Source organism: uncultured Shewanella sp. (assembly GCF_947497935.1).
Taxonomy (GTDB): domain Bacteria; phylum Pseudomonadota; class Gammaproteobacteria; order Enterobacterales; family Shewanellaceae; genus Shewanella.
Genome location: NZ_CANMIO010000010.1, coordinates 150,259 through 168,236, shown reverse-complemented (window position 1 = coordinate 168,236; position 17,978 = coordinate 150,259). Strand labels below are relative to the sequence as shown.

Annotated in this window: 16 protein-coding genes; 10 read left to right on the top strand and 6 right to left on the bottom strand. The window is 43.1% G+C overall.

Features of this window, described 5'->3' with window-relative positions; all coding sequences use genetic code 11:
- Positions 1 to 1,227 precede the first annotated feature (1,227 nt).
- Complete coding sequence (gene aceB / locus Q1A86_RS13395) at positions 1,228 to 2,865, top strand: malate synthase A (RefSeq protein ID WP_299807349.1); 1,638 nt, start codon at positions 1,228 to 1,230, stop codon at positions 2,863 to 2,865.
- 395 nt (positions 2,866 to 3,260) lie between these two features.
- The gene (locus Q1A86_RS13390; RefSeq protein ID WP_299807347.1) at positions 3,261 to 4,736 is read left to right on the top strand and encodes an HDOD domain-containing protein; all 1,476 of its coding nucleotides are present in this window, start codon (positions 3,261 to 3,263) and stop codon (positions 4,734 to 4,736) included.
- A gap of 185 nt (positions 4,737 to 4,921) precedes the next feature.
- Here the strand turns inward: Q1A86_RS13390 and Q1A86_RS13385 are convergent, their stop codons facing one another.
- From Q1A86_RS13385 to Q1A86_RS13370, 4 genes are all read right to left on the bottom strand, one after another.
- The gene (locus Q1A86_RS13385; protein WP_299807345.1) at positions 4,922 to 5,407 is read right to left on the bottom strand and encodes a nuclear transport factor 2 family protein; all 486 of its coding nucleotides are present in this window, start codon (positions 5,405 to 5,407) and stop codon (positions 4,922 to 4,924) included.
- A gap of 60 nt (positions 5,408 to 5,467) precedes the next feature.
- Positions 5,468 to 6,292, bottom strand: coding sequence for a zinc-dependent peptidase (locus Q1A86_RS13380; RefSeq protein WP_299807343.1), 825 nt, complete (start codon positions 6,290 to 6,292; stop codon positions 5,468 to 5,470).
- 238 nt (positions 6,293 to 6,530) lie between these two features.
- The gene (locus Q1A86_RS13375; RefSeq protein ID WP_299807341.1) at positions 6,531 to 6,974 is read right to left on the bottom strand and encodes a CopG family transcriptional regulator; all 444 of its coding nucleotides are present in this window, start codon (positions 6,972 to 6,974) and stop codon (positions 6,531 to 6,533) included.
- Entirely contained in the window at positions 6,934 to 7,677 is a 744-nt protein-coding gene (locus tag Q1A86_RS13370; RefSeq protein ID WP_299807339.1) for an AAA family ATPase, read from the bottom strand. The genes Q1A86_RS13375 and Q1A86_RS13370 overlap by 41 nt, the downstream gene beginning before the upstream one ends.
- Positions 7,678 to 8,257: 580 nt before the next feature.
- Between Q1A86_RS13370 and Q1A86_RS13365 the strand changes: the two genes are divergently transcribed.
- The 4 genes from Q1A86_RS13365 (at position 8,258) to Q1A86_RS13350 (ending at position 10,280) form a co-directional block, all read left to right on the top strand.
- Positions 8,258 to 8,482, top strand: a complete 225-nt coding sequence (locus Q1A86_RS13365; protein ID WP_108944029.1) for a DUF3820 family protein — start codon at positions 8,258 to 8,260, stop codon at positions 8,480 to 8,482.
- Between the two features lie 206 nt (positions 8,483 to 8,688).
- Positions 8,689 to 8,991, top strand: a complete 303-nt coding sequence (locus tag Q1A86_RS13360) for an NrfJ (RefSeq protein ID WP_202722346.1) — start codon at positions 8,689 to 8,691, stop codon at positions 8,989 to 8,991.
- Positions 8,992 to 9,163: 172 nt separating this feature from the next.
- Positions 9,164 to 9,664: a GNAT family N-acetyltransferase gene (locus Q1A86_RS13355; RefSeq protein WP_299807333.1), complete on the top strand. Its 501-nt coding sequence runs from the start codon at positions 9,164 to 9,166 to the stop codon at positions 9,662 to 9,664.
- Positions 9,665 to 9,728: 64 nt separating this feature from the next.
- Positions 9,729 to 10,280: a GNAT family N-acetyltransferase gene (locus Q1A86_RS13350; protein ID WP_299807331.1), complete on the top strand. Its 552-nt coding sequence runs from the start codon at positions 9,729 to 9,731 to the stop codon at positions 10,278 to 10,280.
- Between the two features lie 323 nt (positions 10,281 to 10,603).
- On the opposite strand, the gene Q1A86_RS13345 is transcribed toward Q1A86_RS13350, so the two are convergent.
- Together Q1A86_RS13345 and Q1A86_RS13340 are read right to left on the bottom strand one after the other, a co-directional pair.
- A complete protein-coding gene (locus Q1A86_RS13345) occupies positions 10,604 to 12,382 on the bottom strand; it encodes a bifunctional metallophosphatase/5'-nucleotidase (protein WP_299807329.1) in 1,779 nt (592 codons plus the stop codon).
- Positions 12,383 to 12,581: 199 nt separating this feature from the next.
- A complete protein-coding gene (locus tag Q1A86_RS13340; RefSeq protein WP_299807327.1) occupies positions 12,582 to 13,652 on the bottom strand; it encodes a CNNM domain-containing protein in 1,071 nt (356 codons plus the stop codon).
- Between the two features lie 159 nt (positions 13,653 to 13,811).
- Between Q1A86_RS13340 and Q1A86_RS13335 the strand changes: the two genes are divergently transcribed.
- From Q1A86_RS13335 to ispG, 4 genes are read left to right on the top strand one after another with little or no spacing between them, the layout of a single operon-like run.
- On the top strand, positions 13,812 to 14,933 hold the full coding sequence (locus Q1A86_RS13335) for a bifunctional tRNA (adenosine(37)-C2)-methyltransferase TrmG/ribosomal RNA large subunit methyltransferase RlmN (protein WP_299807325.1): 1,122 nt from the start codon (positions 13,812 to 13,814) through the stop codon (positions 14,931 to 14,933).
- A gap of 43 nt (positions 14,934 to 14,976) precedes the next feature.
- Complete coding sequence (gene pilW, locus Q1A86_RS13330; RefSeq protein ID WP_299807323.1) at positions 14,977 to 15,765, top strand: type IV pilus biogenesis/stability protein PilW; 789 nt, start codon at positions 14,977 to 14,979, stop codon at positions 15,763 to 15,765.
- Entirely contained in the window at positions 15,765 to 16,718 is a 954-nt protein-coding gene (locus tag Q1A86_RS13325) for a RodZ domain-containing protein (protein WP_299807321.1), read from the top strand. Before pilW ends, Q1A86_RS13325 begins: the two co-directional genes overlap by 1 nt.
- A gap of 22 nt (positions 16,719 to 16,740) precedes the next feature.
- A complete protein-coding gene (gene ispG, locus Q1A86_RS13320; protein WP_299807319.1) occupies positions 16,741 to 17,856 on the top strand; it encodes a flavodoxin-dependent (E)-4-hydroxy-3-methylbut-2-enyl-diphosphate synthase in 1,116 nt (371 codons plus the stop codon).
- Positions 17,857 to 17,978 lie beyond the last annotated feature (122 nt).

The window sequence follows — 17,978 nt, the reverse complement described above, 5'->3', positions numbered from 1 at the left end:
TATTACTGATATTACTGATATTACTGATATTACTGATATTACTGATATTACTGATATTACTGATATTACTGATATTACTGATATTAGTTGTATTATCCCTGATTAGAGCTGAACTGATTACTATGAATTGGCGTAAGGCTATTTACCAATTAGGGACTTTAACTGCGTCATTGGTGGTTTGAGTTTGCCTCTTATGCACAAGCTTTTTAAGCTTCCCCTCTTAACTCTTAACTCTTAACTCTTAACTCTTAACTCTTAACTCTTAACTCTTAATTCTTAACTTTCAACTTTCAACACTTAATTAGTGAGCTATTGAGCCATTAAGTTCTTGAGTTGAGCTTGTGTTAGCTATCATTACTTATTGAATTTTTTGATGTTTTTGTACCCGTGTGCGAAATGAGGCAGGTTTAAGTTACCTTAATCTCATGGACATAGACTGGCTAGCTTGAGGGTGACAGATTACGTCGTTGGCTCCGCCATAATCTTGGGTTACATCACTTTAAAATCTTGCTTTTCTAGCGCACTTTTCGGCAAAAAATAAACTTTTTTATTCTTGAACCAATGTTTTTTCTAATGTTGGTCAATATTTATCGTGAATCGATTAATGACAGGTTTACACCTCTTTTCTTACGTTATCGTAAACGTTAACTTAAAACACTTGTTTGAAATCACGCCTTCGCATTTAATGTTTAACTATCTGTTTTTATGCTGTTTTTAAGGTTGACGATAAGGAGAGCTATAAACGCTTTGCTAAATTAAGGTGATGTTAGCTTTACCTATTTAATGGAAATAAATGTTAACACCGTGAAATAAAATAACGAATTTAGTTTAAGTCCACTCTCTATGGTCAATTTGTCTTACAAGTCATAGATATTAAATCTCGCTCAAGCCATGCGATGCTTATTTTTTCTTTTAAATTAGTTGGTTGTGATTGTTTTGTGTTGTGTTATTTGATGAGGTATTGCGATCTTAGGCATTCAGGAATGAGCGAGGGCAGCTTGCCGTATGCTTGCAACTGAAACTTTTAGTCAGTAGGTTTTGTTGTAAATCAACATATGCTTACTTAGAAACCTTACCGCTAATTAAGTCATAAGTTTGAAGGTTCAAGTTAAGTACGGTTTTATGAAAGTAGTTGCTAGGGATCTTTATTACTTGAGCGCTGACGGCCTAAAGCAGCCCATGCTAGGTGTCATCAAGGATATGAGCATAGTTTTAGGAGATAAAAGGATGACAGAGCAATTAACTGCGCTAGAGACTGGCGATGCACTGGTTTCGAGTAAAGAACTACAGATTAAGGGGCATGCTGTTGTAGGTCAGGAGCTGGTATTAACTGAAGGCACACTGTGTTTATTAAAAGCGCTGTGTAAGCAGTTTGCACCAGTGGTGCCCGACTTGCTTGCTAATAGACAAGCAAAGCAAGAGCGCATCGATTCAGGTGAGTTGCCCGACTTTTTAGAGGAAACAAAAGAGATCCGCCAGAGAGACTGGCAGATCAGGGGGATCCCTGAAGACTTGCAAGATAGGCGGGTGGAGATCACTGGGCCCGTTGAACGTAAGATGGTAATCAATGCACTTAATGCAAATGCTAAAGTGTTTATGGCTGATTTTGAGGATTCATTGGCGCCAAGCTGGCAGAAGGTCGTACAAGGTCAAATCAACCTACGCGATGCGGTGAACGGTGACATTAGCTACACGGCACCTGACACTGGCAAGCACTATTCGTTAAATAACAATCCAGCGGTGCTTACCTGTAGAGTTCGTGGTCTACATATGCAAGAAAAGCATGTGCAATTTGATGGGGTTGCCATTCCTGCCTGTCTGTTCGATTTTTGTGTTTATTTCTACAACAACTACCGTAAGTTACTGAGTCAGGGCAGTGGACCGTATTTTTATATTCCTAAGCTGGAAAGTCACCTAGAGGCGAAATGGTGGGCACAAGTGTTTGCTTTTGTTGAGGCGCGTTTCTGTTTACAGCCTGGTACGATAAAATGTACCTGTTTAATTGAAACTCTTCCTGCAGTGTTTGAGATGGATGAGATTTTGTATGAACTGCGCTCAAATATCGTTGCTCTAAACTGTGGCCGCTGGGACTATATCTTTAGCTATATTAAAACCTTAAATAACCATAGCGACAGAGTGCTGCCCGACAGGACGTCGGTCACCATGGATAAGCCATTTTTAAGTGCCTATTCTCGTTTGCTGATTAAAACGTGTCATAAGCGCGGTGCATTGGCGATGGGCGGCATGGCGGCCTTTATCCCCGCTAAGGATGCAGAACTCAATCAACAAGTGCTAGATAAGGTTAAGCAAGATAAGCAACTCGAAGCGAGAAATGGCCATGATGGCACTTGGGTCGCACATCCAGGGCTTGCCGATACTGCGATGGCTATTTTTAATGAATACATAGGAGAAGACCATATTAATCAACGACACATTACCTGTGATGTTGATGCCCCTATTCACGCGAGAGACTTGCTTGAGCCAGCGAAAGGAGCGTGTACAGAAGCAGGTATGCGTCTCAATATTCGAATTGCGCTGCAATACATAGAGTCATGGATTAACGGCAATGGTTGCGTACCTATCTATGGCTTAATGGAAGATGCGGCTACGGCTGAAATATCTCGTACTTCAATCTGGCAGTGGATTAAGCATCGTCAGCAACTTACTTCTGGGGGGGTGGTGACTAAGGCGCTGTTTAAAAAGATGTTGGTGGAGGAGCTCGCCCATGTCAAAGATGAGGTTGGGGCTGATCGTTTTACCCGTGGCAGCTTTACTCAGGCGGCGGTCCTGCTAGAGCAGATAACCATATCAGACGAGTTAGTCGACTTCTTAACTGAGCCGGGATATCAACTGCTGGTTGAGTAATTCCAAGAGCATATGAGTACGCTTGCTATAAAGCCTGCGTTTGTAAAAGTTTGGCTACATTTTGTAGCTTGTGTCCCCCGTGCAGTATTCCTACGTGCTGTGCGGGTTTTTAATTTTCGCACCACATCCTTCCAGTGAGTGGTTTAGTTGTGATTGACGACTCTTCGGAGTCGTTTTTTTTTGAAATGAGTAAAGTTTGTCAAAGGTAAGTGTGTTAACAAGCTGTAATGGCTTTATTGTTGGCTATTAACGTATAGAATGTAGTTATAGATTTAATCATTGATGTTTTGAGCTCGGCCATAATGAGCATTGAGTATTTTCAGGGAAGAAGTCAGAGCAGGACATCAGTAGACTGCATAGCCTGATGGGTGTAACCGTCATAAGATGAGAGTGACTTGAAAGCAAGTAATATAGAAAAGAGTCGATATAGGGGCGTCGAATACTGGACTAATCGTATCAGTGACCAAGAGATGCCAGCTCTTTGCTCTACAGTGAAAACCCTCGAAAAGCTTGCAAAGGACGACGTTTCTTCTTTATCAATTCTGGGTCAGAGTGTTATGCATGATAATGCACTGACCTCCAGAATTTTGCGAGTCGCAAATAGCGTGACTTACAGTAAAGGCATTAGCCAAGTCACTACGGTAAGCCGTGCAGCTGTGGTGCTTGGTTTTGATACCATAAAGAATATTTGTATCACGGCTAAATTACTCAGCAGTTTACTTGAAGCAGAAGGACTCTCTGAAGGCGTTTACAACAGAATGCTCAAGTTGATGGCACAAGCATTTCAAGCTGCAATGCTAACGAAAATGTTACTCAAGGACCACGATGAAGAGTTGCAAGAAGAGGTCTTTATTGCTTCTTTACTGTATCACTTAGGAGAAAGCGCTTTTTGGAGCACAGGCTGCGCCGAAACCTTGGTGCTTGATAATAAGCTAAATCACTGTGATTCGTCGCAAGAGATGAATCAAGTGGTTCGAGAGGTACTTGGTACTACGTTTGAACAGTTATCGCTCGGACTTGCAAGGAGCTGGGGCTTAGGTCATTTACTGATAAAGTCATTGAGCCAACCAGATGAACGTACCCCCGAGATCCGCAGTATTTTTCTGGCAAATAAGCTTAGTGAGATATTGTGTCAGCACTCTCCTAACATGGCGGAGCTGTCGAAACGGCTACAGCAGACTGCAGGTATGTTAGGGCTAGAAGTTGACGAGCTAAAGGGGCGGATCATTCGCTGCCATAAAGCGACAAAAACCATGGCAGATGCCTATGGCGCAAGAATTTTAGTGGAGCATTTACCTGAGCCTAAATACCTTCAAGAGGACATAGCTGAGAGTCAGCCTGCCCCTGTTATTAATGTTAGCGATGTTAATAGTCAGTTGCAGTGTTTACGGCTGCTCACCCAATGCGCATTAAATAAACAAGACTTTAATCAGGTACTCTCCATTACATTAAAGGGGATCTTAACCGGTGTTGGTGTCGATCGTTGCTGCGTATTGTTAATGTCTCCGAGTCGAAAGTTATTGCTCCCTAGGATTGTTCATGGGGAAGGTATCGAGCAAATGAAAGCGTCGTTTAATATTTCATTAAACAGTACAAAAAGCGTCTTTCAAGATTGCATTTCGCTGAAGAAGGGACTGTTTATTGATAACCCTCGCTCATCTAAGTGGCGTTTATTTATGGACGATGACATTAAAGCTATCACGTCTGCAACAGGCTTTATGATAGCCCCACTTATTATGGATAAAACTGCGATAGGCGTGGTCTATGCCGATAGAGAAAGTTCAGGAAGGCGTTTATCCGAAGGGGATTTTACTAGCTTTAGCCATTTGGTTGATATGGCCAATGTCTGTTTCACTACCTCAACAAAATAGTGGGTTAAGTCACTAATTCGTTAATTGACTAAAAGCACTTTTTATTTTCAGTACTGAATCACCTCTTCTTTAGGGACTGGGGGGCTGAATATTCAATTGAAACACCATAACTTATCATGGCGCTTCATCGTTGTTTATTTTTTATTCATTATCATGTTTAGTTTTTGCCTCCATGAGTTGGGGCGTTACTTTTCGGCAGCTTTTATCTGCATGGTAATCGATTTTGCTATAGCGTTAGGGATTGGAAAGCTCAGGTGATACTGAGCTATTTTCCAGCCTTGGTCGGTTTTGATTAAGGTACCAGTCCCACGGCTCACGCCATAAGAAGGGCTAGATAAGATCTCGTCAAACCAGATCACATCACCGTGCTGCGTCATCTTTCTACTCATCAAATCGTAACGCCAGCCTTTTGTTGGCCTGGCATATTGTTCAAACTCGGCCTTATCCCAATGTTCATTGACATCGGTACCGATAAAAATGCCTTTATCCTCATAGAGGGCAAAGTAGTTATCCCAATCCGCAGTCGAAGAGTATTGGTTTAAAGCATCCAAAACCATAGCGGCTTGTTGAGTATCCTCGTTCAATGTTTCTTCTGCCAAGAGACTCGACGAGTAAGAAATGAGCAACAGTAGGGAGTAGCCCCATACTTTTGGAGAAATTAGTTTTAACATGCCGCATCCAGTTATTGTTGTGATTATGTTTGGATTATCAATTCTATAGTCGTTAACACATTAATGCCAATTCACTGGATCCAGCTGGTAAAAAGCGCTTAGCTCCCGATAAAGTGCGGGGTGCAATGCGATAAATTCATGGGGCTGCTCGAAAAAAACTTCACTTACAACGGCAAAAAATTCCGCTGGGTTAGTTGCGCCATAATAGTTAAATAGTGAATGTTCACCGTATTGACTCGCTCTTACCAGCGTTTGATATTCCTGCATTAATACTTCAGACCAGGAAGCGTAATCTTTACTATGTTTGAGGATCGGCGCTCCGTTTGCATTGCCATCTTCTTGATCTAACTGGTGGGCAAACTCATGGATAACGACATTATTACCATCATCGGGTACTGCTGCGTCGTGCTTAGTCGTTTGCCAAGACAATACCACTCGGCCATGTTGCCATGATTCACCGGATAGGACTCTTCGCTGCTCAGACATTACTCCTGCACCATGATGCTGCTGACTTTGGACAACAAATACCGATGGATAAATCAGGATTTCTTTTAACCTGGGATAAAAGTCGGTCGTCCTATTGAGTAATAACAAACAGGCTTGAGCGGCCACTGTGACACGAATTTCGTCGTTAATTTTTAAACCATCACAGCCGACAAAGTATTTTTCTGCGATAAATACTTGAATGTGCTTCTTTAGCTGTAGCTGTAAATCGGCTGGTAATGTCCTAAAGAAAGGAATACGACGCTTTAAGATCTCTCGCCATTCATGGGGGAAAGGCTGCTGACGAATTAATTTACGTCGACGACGAGCACGCCATGACGCAGTGGCAATCCATGCAATCGCACTACCGCTAATAAGGAGTATTAGAAAAATCGCTAACATAGCTTGCCTAAAGTTTATTTGCGTTAATCATGATATAGGGACGCCGTGGGCAAGATTCAACCATTGAGGTTATTTGAGTCGTTTGTCCTTAAAATCAAGTATTCGGCAGTACGGCCTGTCGTGAATACTAAATAGAGAGTAAGAGATGGGAGTGCAGGGGGAGTCGAGAGCTGTAATAAAAAAGCGCTGGCAGCGCAGTACTTCAAAACAGTCGGTTTACTGCCAGCTAAGGGAAGGGTTATTCAACGATTATACTTTGTTCCTTTTGTTTTCTTTGTTCTGGGCTTAAATTAAAGTGATGCTCAATCAAGAAACGAATTAACTTGGATTTTGCTATATCGCAGTCATCGGCTAATGTCGCTAAGTGAGCAATCGCAGATTCAGTTAAGGTAAAGGTTGCCTTTCTGACTGGGCAATTTCCTTTTTTCACGGTTAATACTGTTTCGCTTTGTTTGCCGCTTAGTAAGTTGCTTCTATATTCAGGCTGAAACCGAACTTTCTGTCGCTCTAACTCAATGACTTTATGTTGTTTAGTCGCGAGTACTTCTTGGCCCGAAGCATAGCGACTCGCATCGTTAATGAAATCATCAATAAGATCATCGAGTGCTAGCTGGCTGGTTTGGATCTGCCTATGGGTAGAACTAGACGGCGTAGAGTTTTTCTTGAGATCTGCCAGACCCATAATTACCTCTCATCTTGTTCATCTGTTTTTCAGCAAGGCGATTGCGAATTTCAGTGGCATTCTTTACTTGCAACATTTCACAAGCAATGCCTCTTATCTCCCCAGCGGCTTTTCCTTTTGGTTCAATCTCGAGTACTGACAGGCCTGATTCTTCGCTGTCATCGTAGATGTTTCGGCTATAGGTAATCGCATCTAACACATTGATGTCGTATGTCTTACAAACTTCTTTAGCTTCAAAAATACGGTTGGCTTGGTTGGGGAGGCTTGGGCATTGGGTAATAACAAAGGTGGCACGCATTTTAGGGTTTATCATCATACACGTTGCGACAATATCATCCATATGGCTGACTGTTTTCAAATCTCGACGCTTAGGACGCAGGGGCATTAGCACGTGTGAGGCGACCGACATTGTTGCGCGTAGTGCTAAGTTATCTTGACCACCACAATCGACGATTACATAGTCATAGTGTTGTTCCAAACTAAGGAGATCATTACGGATTTTTCCGTAAAGCTGCACACAATTAATGCTGGGTAAATCGGAATTATTATTGCGGGCATGGATCCAATCTGACGTTGTACGTTGGGGATCGCAATCAACCATAATAACTGAGGCTTGGCATTCTGCTGTTAGAAATACAGCGACATTTTGGGCTAGGCAACTTTTACCACTACCACCTTTTTCGCCACCGACGAGTATGATCATATTGTTTTCCTCTTGTACGCGGTGAATTTATTTTTCTTATTATATGAATGAAGGTAAGTAACAGTTTGCGTACTTATTGATATGGGATTTGTTAACAACGGCATCTACTCATATCTTCCTGTCACTGTAAGCTTAATCTAGGTCGATACACCTCCCTCGTCAACTGTATGATTTTTGACGGTTTTATTAAAAATGACTGTCGTTGTTTTTTTGACGTTTCCGTCATTAGAGTGGTTTTTTTGGCGCCAGGTTAAAAGTGTTGCGATTGTGAGTGATTTGTTAGGTTAATTAGGCGTTTAGCTTTTGTGAGGCCATAACCAATCTTCTTGGCTGCATAAATAATGGCTAGCTTTACTGTTTGAGTTGCTTACCAGCATGCTTACTTATTTCAATAAGATATATCAAGCGCTCTGATTATTTGTAATTAATATATATGGTTTACATATGATCCCTTGTTTGTTGAGTTAACGTTGTTGCTAACGCGAGCAAAAGTGCGGTATTTCTATGAGAACTTGATAGAATGTATCACTAGAATAATTTTATTAGATAAACATCTTAATAATAATGAGGTTAGTCTGTGATGGATGAAAAACTTCTACTTGAAGCCATTACTCAAAAGATGCCTTTTGGTAAATATGCTGGAAGACGCTTACTCGAACTGCCTGAACCTTACTTAGTTTGGTTTCACTCAAAAGGCTTCCCCGAAGGAAAGCTTGGTCAGCAATTAGCGTTAATGTATGAGGTAAAGCTAAATGGTCTTGAAGGTATGCTGCAGCCCATATTAGATGAAGCTAAGCGTTCTTAAGTGACTTTAGATTGGTATTAGTCTATTTGAGTAATTAATCTGCTGTAATTAAGAAAGTTCCGTGGTAGGAGTTAAAATATCTGGTTATGAGAGTTGGATCTAATTGTTGGAGATTAGCGGCTTATACTTGTGACTAATTAGAGATTTATCACCTATTGCATGTTTTAATACTTGTGAATTGATAACTTATTTTAAGGAAATTTCCGATGATAGCTAAATTAGTGAAATTGGCTGCAGCAGCAACTCTAGCACTCGGTATCTCAAGCGCATGGGCACAGGGTGTTATGCACGAAGGTACTGTCATGGATACCATGAATGGCGGCGGTTATACCTACGTTCAGATCAAAGAAGCTGACAAGACTTTTTGGGCAGCAGGTCCACAGATTGAAGTCAAGAAAGGCGATACTGTTGTCGTTCAAGAGCAAATGTGGATGAGCGATTTCAGCAGCAAAACATTAAATCGTACTTTCGATGAGCTGCTATTTGTTGGTCGTATCGACAAGAAGTAATGATTAACCTCTATCGCTTTAGGTTAATAGCCTGAGCGTTGAGGTACATTATTCACTTAACAACATATGTGAATGGCGTAGACTGAGTCTACGCCATTTTCTTTTGGGGCGAACTGCCGCAAAATATGACTCGATAATCTAATTAACCCAATCTTAATAGTCCATGAACAATATGTTGAAACTTATTCCATATCAAAAATGTTATGCCGCAGAAGTCTCTATACTGGCGCATATTGCTATTCGTGGCATAAGTGATGAAATTTATTGCGAAGAAGAAAGGTCGGCTTGGTCCTTTGCGCCAAGATCTGCCTATCACTGGCATAAGCGATTATCAAAATCTCAAACTTGGCTGGTTGTGGATGAGAAGCGTCTAGCTTCTGGTAAGGCTTTTTGCTGTGGCTTTGTCAATCTTGAGACTCAATTTGAGAGCCGTGGCTATATAGATAGTTTATATGTTCATCCTGATTACCAAGGACGCGGCATTGCTAGGCAGTTATATGCAGCGTTAGAACAATGGGCGAGGCAGCATAAGTTTGATGAGCTATCTGTCGATGCCTCTAAAGTGTCAAGACCGCTGTTCGAGTCAGTAGGCTTTAAGATTAGACACCGCAGCTACCAAGAGAAACGTGCTGTGGTCATTATGGGCTACTACATGCTGAAGACATTAATTTAGCCTATAAAGGTTCACTTTCTCGTAAGCTAGCCTGCTTATAGCTGGATTTAAAAGGATTTATGGTATGAAACAGCCAGTATTTATAGTCAGACCATTTGTGACGGGAGATGTCACTGAGCTCGCTCTGGTGTTCCACTTGAGCGTTAACCAGGGAGCTGTTTCTCATTATAGTCAACAAGAACGAGCTGCTTGGTCACCAAACTTGCGTAGCGATGAGGTTTGGCTTGAGCGTTTATCTGGGACGTTAACTTGGGTCGCTGAAGCAAACCAACAAATTATTGGTTTTATCAATCTCAAGAAACCTTGCGATTTTAAAGGCGATAGTAATATCGATATTGAACAGGCGATTGCGGGCTCTTTGGCCCATGCAGAGGTCGATTGTTTGTTTACTCACCCTGAGTTCGTGGGCGTGGGAGTGGCTAAGGCGTTATATCGTGAACTTGAAAGAAAGGCGCTCATACTTGGGATTAAGCAGTTAACGGTACAGGCCTCTTATTTAGCTAAGCCGGTGTTGGAGCGGTTTGGTTTTCAAACTATCAAACAAAACAGCCACAATAAAGGCAATCAAGTGTTGGTGAACTTCAGCATGGTTAAGCAATTATACCAATTGCATTAATAATCTGTTCATTCAGTGGGAATTCAAAGCACTGAAGGCAAGCAGGGAACTTGAAGCTAATAGTCATTCTATATCGAGAGTTTCTGGCGCAGTATGCAGTGCTTTGAAACCCACCCAGAGGGAAGCACTCAAGCATTCCACTTCTGCTTTGCATGGTCTCACAAGGGAATAACCATTCTGTCGTCCATGCGCCTTGAATTGAAAAGCTTGAGCGCTTCTGAATTGATTAAATTACTAATGCAATTGGTATTAGCCTAAAACGATTTACGGAGTTGTTGGGGCAAGGCCAAAGGTCGACTCTTGCCCACTTAGAGAGTACATAATTACAGTGGCACGAGATTATGGCTGGTGTAATGAACCTGCGGTTCGATCACTTCATCTAAGCTCTGAGCCTTACTGATAAAGCGAATGAACGCCTCGGGTAGACTTAAATCTTCAATATCTTTTTGCCAATTCGCCTTCAATATCGGGTGGTAACCTTCCTTACCTGAAGCGGTATAAGATGATGAGACACCTTTATAGTGAGCGTTCGCATCGACTTCTCGCCACTGGTTTTCACCCTCTACAAGGCTGAGAATTTCAAGCTTGATGATGCGTTGTCCCAAAGCTTGCTTGCCATCATAAAAGTATTTCAAGCCATAGGTGTAAGGGAAGCTGCCTGCACCAGTACCTATCACACTGTTATTGGTCGCGGCATTGATTGCAGACTCTAGCATCTGAAACAGATATTGCCCCTGGATCTCATACGTCACTAATGGGATATCGAAAGGTAAAATGCGGCCTAAGATCTCCGCTAAACTCACATCGCCTTTATCGAGTGACTGACGAACGCCGCCGGCATTATGTAGTGCGAAGTCAACCTCAATCCCCAGCTCTCGGGTTTCCTGATACATGCTGCGGCTGACCCAAGGCGCAATTTCGCTGCCGTGGGGCAGGGCTTTGCTAGGTAGGCGTGTATGAACCAAACTTTTGGGGACAAAGCCTAAGATTTTATTATTTAACGCATCTAGACTAGGGCGATATTTTTGCTGGATCCTTGTCTGTACTTGGCTATCTTCATCATCCCATAAGATAAGTGGATGAGACTGCAGTTTTTGGCGAACGTTGATATAGTCCTGAGGGCTAACATCGTCGGAAGCTTGCAGAATAAATTGCTGATCTAACATGAAGTAATTGCCACCAGTCAGGCTTAATACTTTACCTTTATCATCAAAAATGATGTCGGCCATACCTAAGGTTTCAGCATACTTCCCTGCATGCAATATAGCGGTATCGTTAATACGCTCACCATAGGGCATATTAGATAAGCCAAGCTCGCTGAAGTCGCCCTGCAGGGTATGTGAGTGACCACCAACAATCAGGCTAATTCCATCGACTTCACTGGCTAAGATCTTATCTTGATCCAGCCCAAGATGGCTTAGCACGATAATGTGGTCGATGCCCTGAGCCTTTAGCTGCGCAACCGTGCGGCGCGTGGTATCAATTGCGCTAACAAAATGAGTATCCTCATCGGGGCGGGCAATCTCTTTCATTTGATCTAAAGTGATACCAATAATTGCCACTTGCTTATCTTGCAGCGGCTTTAACAGCACTTTAGCTGTTTGCGTGAGCGAGTCAAAATCGAGTAACCGTGGGTGCCTTGCAAGACCTGCTGGTTTTTGTTGGCACTCTTGGCTCAGATCCATGTTGCCAGCTAGCAATGGGAAGCGAATATCGTTAAGAAAGTCGAGTACTGGCTCGTTACCCGCATCGATCTCATGATTGCCTAATACCATGGCGTCAGGCTGGAGCATATTCAGCAGGTCTGAGTTGGCTTTACCTTTAAACTCATTGTAGTAGAGGGTGCCTTGAAAGCTGTCGCCGCCGTGCAAAAATAGAAAACTCTGTTGATTGTCTTGGGCTGCAAATTTTGCTTGTTTGAGCTGGTAAGCGATACGGGCGTAACCGCCAGTGTGGCTATAAAGCGTAAGTTCTTTTTGTCGCTCACAAATCGTAAACTGAATTCGGTTTGCATCGAAATGTGAGTGAGTGTCATTGATATGGGCAAGTTTTAACTTGTATTGCACTTTTGTCGCCACTGATTTAGGTAGGGTGGTTGTCATCTTATTCCTCTGGACCAAACGAGGAGTATAGCACGGTGAGGTCAAATAATAACAAGCAGAATCTTTTTCTGCACAGCAGGCAAAGAACTAAGCATGATGTAAATGGCTTGATATTGAGGGGGCTTGCGGCGGTGAAAACAGGGCATTAAAAAAGGGAGCCAAGCTCCCTTTTAAGTACCAAATTGGTGATTAACTGATTCTAGTTGTTTTCTTTTTCGAAATCGCCATCATCAGATAATACAATACCTTTGTCTTTCATACGGCGACTCCATAACTTACGTGCAAATTGCTGCATGTCTGTTACAGGGTCGTTTGAATCGACAATCTCAAGCCCAAGTAAAGATTCGACGATATCTTCTAAGGTCACAATACCTTCGTGCGAACCGTATTCGTCCACAACCATAGCAATCTTAGTATTTCGTTTAATCATTAGCTCAAATAGAGGCAAGATCTTGGCAGTCTCAGGGATCACCAGCAAGCTCTTCTTAAGCACGGCAATAGACTCTTTTGGAGTGCTACGCTCGGCAAGTAAAATATCGTTTCTATTAACGTAACCAATAATATTATCTGGTTCTTCGTCATAGACAGGAATTCGGGTAAACGGTTTGGCCATGAACTGGCGTGTAAACTCATCCTGAGTCAAATCGGTAGGCAGTCTAAACAAAACCGTTCTTGGCGTCATGATGGCGGTTACTGGCATCTCTTTAACCGATAGCATTTGAGTCAAAATCTTCGACTCTTGCTCATCAAGCTCTCCAGATGCACGACCAATTTCTGCCATCGCACTCATCTCTTGACGAATGTACTGACCTTCATCGCCTTTGCCCATCAGCTTAGTAACCTGATTAGACATCCAGATAAGAGGCAAAGTACTACGTTCCATCCAAACCAATGCGATAGATACTGTTGGAGCGAGTGAGCGCCAGTAGTTTGCACCTAAGGTCTTAGGAATGATCTCTGAGAAGAAGAGAATTAAGAAGGTAAGAACACCAGAAAATACGCCTAACATCTCATCGCCAAAAACCTTCGCCGCTTGCGCACCAGCAACAGCAGCACCAACGGTGTGCGCGATAGTGTTTAAGGTAAGGATTGAAACGAGTGGAGATTCAACATTCTCTTTTTGCTTACGTAATCTATTAGCTGCACCTGGATTGGTTTTAGTTAATGAGGCTATGTAACTAGGTGTCACTGAAAGCAATACAGCTTCAAACACACTACAAAGGAAAGAGACAGTTATCGCGACAAATATTATAATGATAAGAGTTATCATAAAGGTGAAATTACACCTCCAAATGGCAGACCAAAAGTAGTCTGCGCGGATTCTAGCACAGGTTTTTAACTTTGGTGATAGTCCACTGGCTAATATTTGTTAAGATCTGTATAATTCGCCGCCCGCAAGCAGGTTTTAGGTTTTTTGAGGTTAGACTAAATGAGTGAAAAGAAGATCAATTTATTGGATCTTGATCGTAAAGCATTAAGAGCGCTATTTACCGAGATGGGTGAAAAGCCATTCCGTGCTGATCAATTGATGAAATGGATTTATCATTTTGGCGTTAGTGACTTCGAAGAAATGACGAACATTAACAAAGCATTGCGCGCTAAGTTAGCCGCCAAGTGCGAAATCGTCGCCCCTGAAATTTCAAGTTTTCAAAAGTCTGCTGATGGCACGATTAAGTTCGCTATCAACGTGGGCGATGGCCAAGAAGTTGAAACGGTTTACATCCCTGAAGACGATCGCGCGACCTTATGTGTCTCGTCACAAGTGGGTTGCGCCCTTGAATGTACTTTCTGCTCAACAGCGCAGCAAGGCTTTAACCGTAACCTAACGGTTGCCGAGATCGTCGGCCAAATTTGGCGTGTTGCCGACTTTATCGGTTTCGTGAAAGATACTGGTGAGCGTCCAATCACAAACGTTGTGATGATGGGCATGGGCGAGCCACTGCTTAACTTAAAGAATGTGATTCCTGCGATGGATATCATGTTGGATGATTTTGGTTTCAGCCTATCTAAGCGCCGTGTAACCGTATCAACCTCAGGAGTTGTCCCTGCTTTAGATAAGTTGGGCGATGCGCTAGACGTAGCACTGGCTGTGAGTATTCATGCACCTAATGATGAGCTGCGTGACGTATTAGTGCCAATCAACAAAAAGTATCCATTAGAAGAGTTTTTGGCGGGTATTCGTCGTTATATTGCCAAATCGAATGCTAATCGTGGTCGCGTCACCCTTGAGTACGTCATGCTAGATCATATTAATGACAGTACAGATCAGGCTCATGAGTTAGCTAAGCTGATGAAAGACACGCCGTGTAAGGTTAACCTTATTCCGTTTAACCCATACCCGGGTTCTCCGTATGGACGTTCATCGAACTCTCGTATTGATAGATTCTCGAAAGTCTTGATGGAGTATGGTTTAACGGTTATCGTTCGTAAGACTCGTGGTGATGATATCGATGCCGCATGTGGTCAGTTAGCGGGTGACATTCGCGATAGAACCAAACGTTTAGCAAAAAAACAAATGCAACAAAATCAAATTTCAGTCACAATAAACTAACTCTTTGTATCTACTGCTAGATGACTGTTAGATGGGCTTAAAAATGAATCAGAGTAAGATGGTATTGCCACTGGTATTAATCTTGTCGTCAGTGATGACTACAGGGTGTGTTACCCAAGATACCTATGCGGGTACCGATACGCCTGTCTCTGAAAGAAAAGTGGATAAAGTTGCCGCTGCCCGTCAGCGAGTACAACTTGGCCTGACCTATCTACAGAAAGGCAATAGTGAACAAGCCAAAGCCAATCTCGACCGAGCATTGGCTTTTGCACCCAATTTGGAAGAAGTACACATTGCCTTTGCTTATTACTACCAGTCGGTAGGTGAATTAGAAAAAACAGAGCAAGCTTACAGAGAAGCAATCAACGCCAGTAATGCAACGGGTGATTCATATAATAACTTCGGTGCATTTTTGTGTCAGCAAGGTCAATATGCTGAGTCTGAGAAGATGTTTTTAGAAGCTGTTGATAAGCCTTTGTATACCCGTTCGGCTTCAACCTACGAAAATTTGGGTATTTGTAGCCGTAAAGCCGGGCAAATGAGTAAAGCGCAGTCTTATTTTGCGATGGCACTCAAGTACGATCCTAGAAGACGTACCTCATTAATCGAGCTAACAGAGATCGATTATGAAGAGGGCAAATATGCCGAGGCTAGACAGCAGCTTTCTCGTTATCATCGAGTGGCTGCAGAATCAGCAGACAGTTTGGCACTCGGGATTAAAATTGAACAAGGTTTGAATGACCAAGAAGCGGTTAAACGGTTCGGTATTTTACTACTGGCAAAGTTTCCGCAGTCTGTTCAAGCCAAAGAATATCGGGCTAGTATGCATTAATGAAAAATGAACAGAATCAAGAGCCCAATGTAGACAATGAAAGCCTAGTGGATGAGCCGACTCTCACACTGGGCGTTTTGCTAAAAACAGCCCGAGAAAATAAGGGGTTGTCGATAGAGGCGATTGCAGCACAATTACATTTACGCCCCGCTATCGTGCAAGAGATTGAGGCCGATAATTTAGAGGAAGTTGGCGCAGCTACTTATGTGCGAGGCTATGTGAAAAACTACGCTCGTGCAGTGCAGGCCGATCCATTTACTGTACAAGAGTGCTTAAATAAGCAGCTTGCGAATGACGAAAAACCATCGATGCAGAGTTTTTCTCGCAAGACGGCACGTCAGGCTCGAGATGGTCGCTTGATGGCGTTGACCTACCTTATCGTATTTGTGCTGTTAGCATTACTGGTTTGGTGGTGGTTCCAAAAGTCTTCGCTTGAGACCGCGGTAGATTACTCACAACCGACGGTTGAAGAGGTCGCAGCGTCGGTACAGCTACCTGATGCAAGCCCAGCTGAGCCATTGGTGGTAGATAATCAAGCTTCTGGTATTGAACAGATCCCTGAACCAACTGATGAGACAATGCCACTTGGGAATGAAAACAGCCAAGTAGCAAGTGAGCCTACAGCTGCGAGCTCAACGCCTCAATCAAACATCGCTCCGTCAGAAACAGTTCAAGCTGAGCCAGTAACGGCTGATGCCACAGCAGGCTCAACGCTTAAGCTAAGCCTAACCGGAGACTGCTGGATTAAAATCGCCGATGCGACAGGCAAGACCTTAGTCAGCGACCTTAAGAAAGCCGGTAGCGAGATTAACTTAGTTGGTGCCGAGCCATTTTCGGTGACATTAGGTGCCCCTCAAGTAGTCAATATCCAACTAAATGGTAAAGCGATTAGTTTGGAGCAGTATCCTAGCGGTAAGGTGGCGAGAATGACGTTGCCACACGCAGGACAATAACAGATCATAGAGCACAAAGACGATGTATAACGAATCTCCTATTATCAGACGCAAATCAAGCCGCATTTATGTAGGTAATGTTCCTATTGGTGATGGTGCCCCAATCGCGGTGCAGTCGATGACCAATACCCGCACAACAGATGTTGAAGCGACGGTTGCGCAAATTAAGGCGTTAGAAAATGTTGGTGCTGACATTGTTCGCGTTTCAGTTCCAACCATGGATGCAGCCGAAGCCTTTAAGTTGATCAAACAGCAAACATCAGTACCTTTGGTCGCCGATATCCATTTTGACTACCGTATCGCCCTTAAAGTGGCTGAATATGGTGTGGATTGCTTGCGTATCAATCCAGGTAATATCGGTAACGAAGAGCGTATTCGTAGCGTAGTTGAATGTGCGCGCGACAAGAATATTCCAATTCGTATCGGTGTAAACGGCGGTTCATTAGAGAAAGATCTAATGGATAAATACAAGGAGCCGACACCGGAAGCCTTGCTAGAATCTGCGATGCGTCATGTGGACATCCTTGACCGTTTGAACTTCGATCAGTTTAAGGTCAGTGTTAAAGCATCAGACGTATTCTTAGCGGTTGAGTCATACCGTTTGCTGGCTAAACAGATAGTACAGCCACTGCACCTTGGTATTACTGAGGCGGGCGGGGCTCGTGCTGGCTCAGTGAAATCAGCGGTAGGTCTAGGTATGTTACTTGCTGACGGTATCGGCGACACACTGCGTATTTCATTGGCGGCCGATCCTGTCGAAGAGATCAAGGTTGGTTTCGATATCCTTAAGTCACTGCGTATTCGCTCGCGTGGGATAAACTTTATCGCTTGCCCATCGTGTTCACGCCAAGAGTTTGATGTGATCTCAACGGTAAACGAGCTAGAACAGCGCCTCGAAGATATCGTGACCCCTATGGATGTCTCTATTATCGGTTGTGTGGTTAATGGTCCTGGTGAAGCATTAGTTTCTGATATTGGTCTGACTGGTGGTAACCGCATGAGTGGTTATTACGACGATGGTGTGCGTCAAAAAGAGCGCTTTGACAATACCAATATTGTCGATTCGTTAGAAGCAAAGATCCGTGCTAAAGCGGCCATCGTTGCGGGTCGTATTCCGGCTCAAGATTTAAATAAGTAACGACAATTGCATCACAAGCCTGCAATGTGGGCTTGTGTTTTTTTATGGGTGAATGCACCTGTTGTACGTTTAGTCTCGAAACGCCTATAATGCGAGGCGTTTTTTAATTTTTATATAGCAAA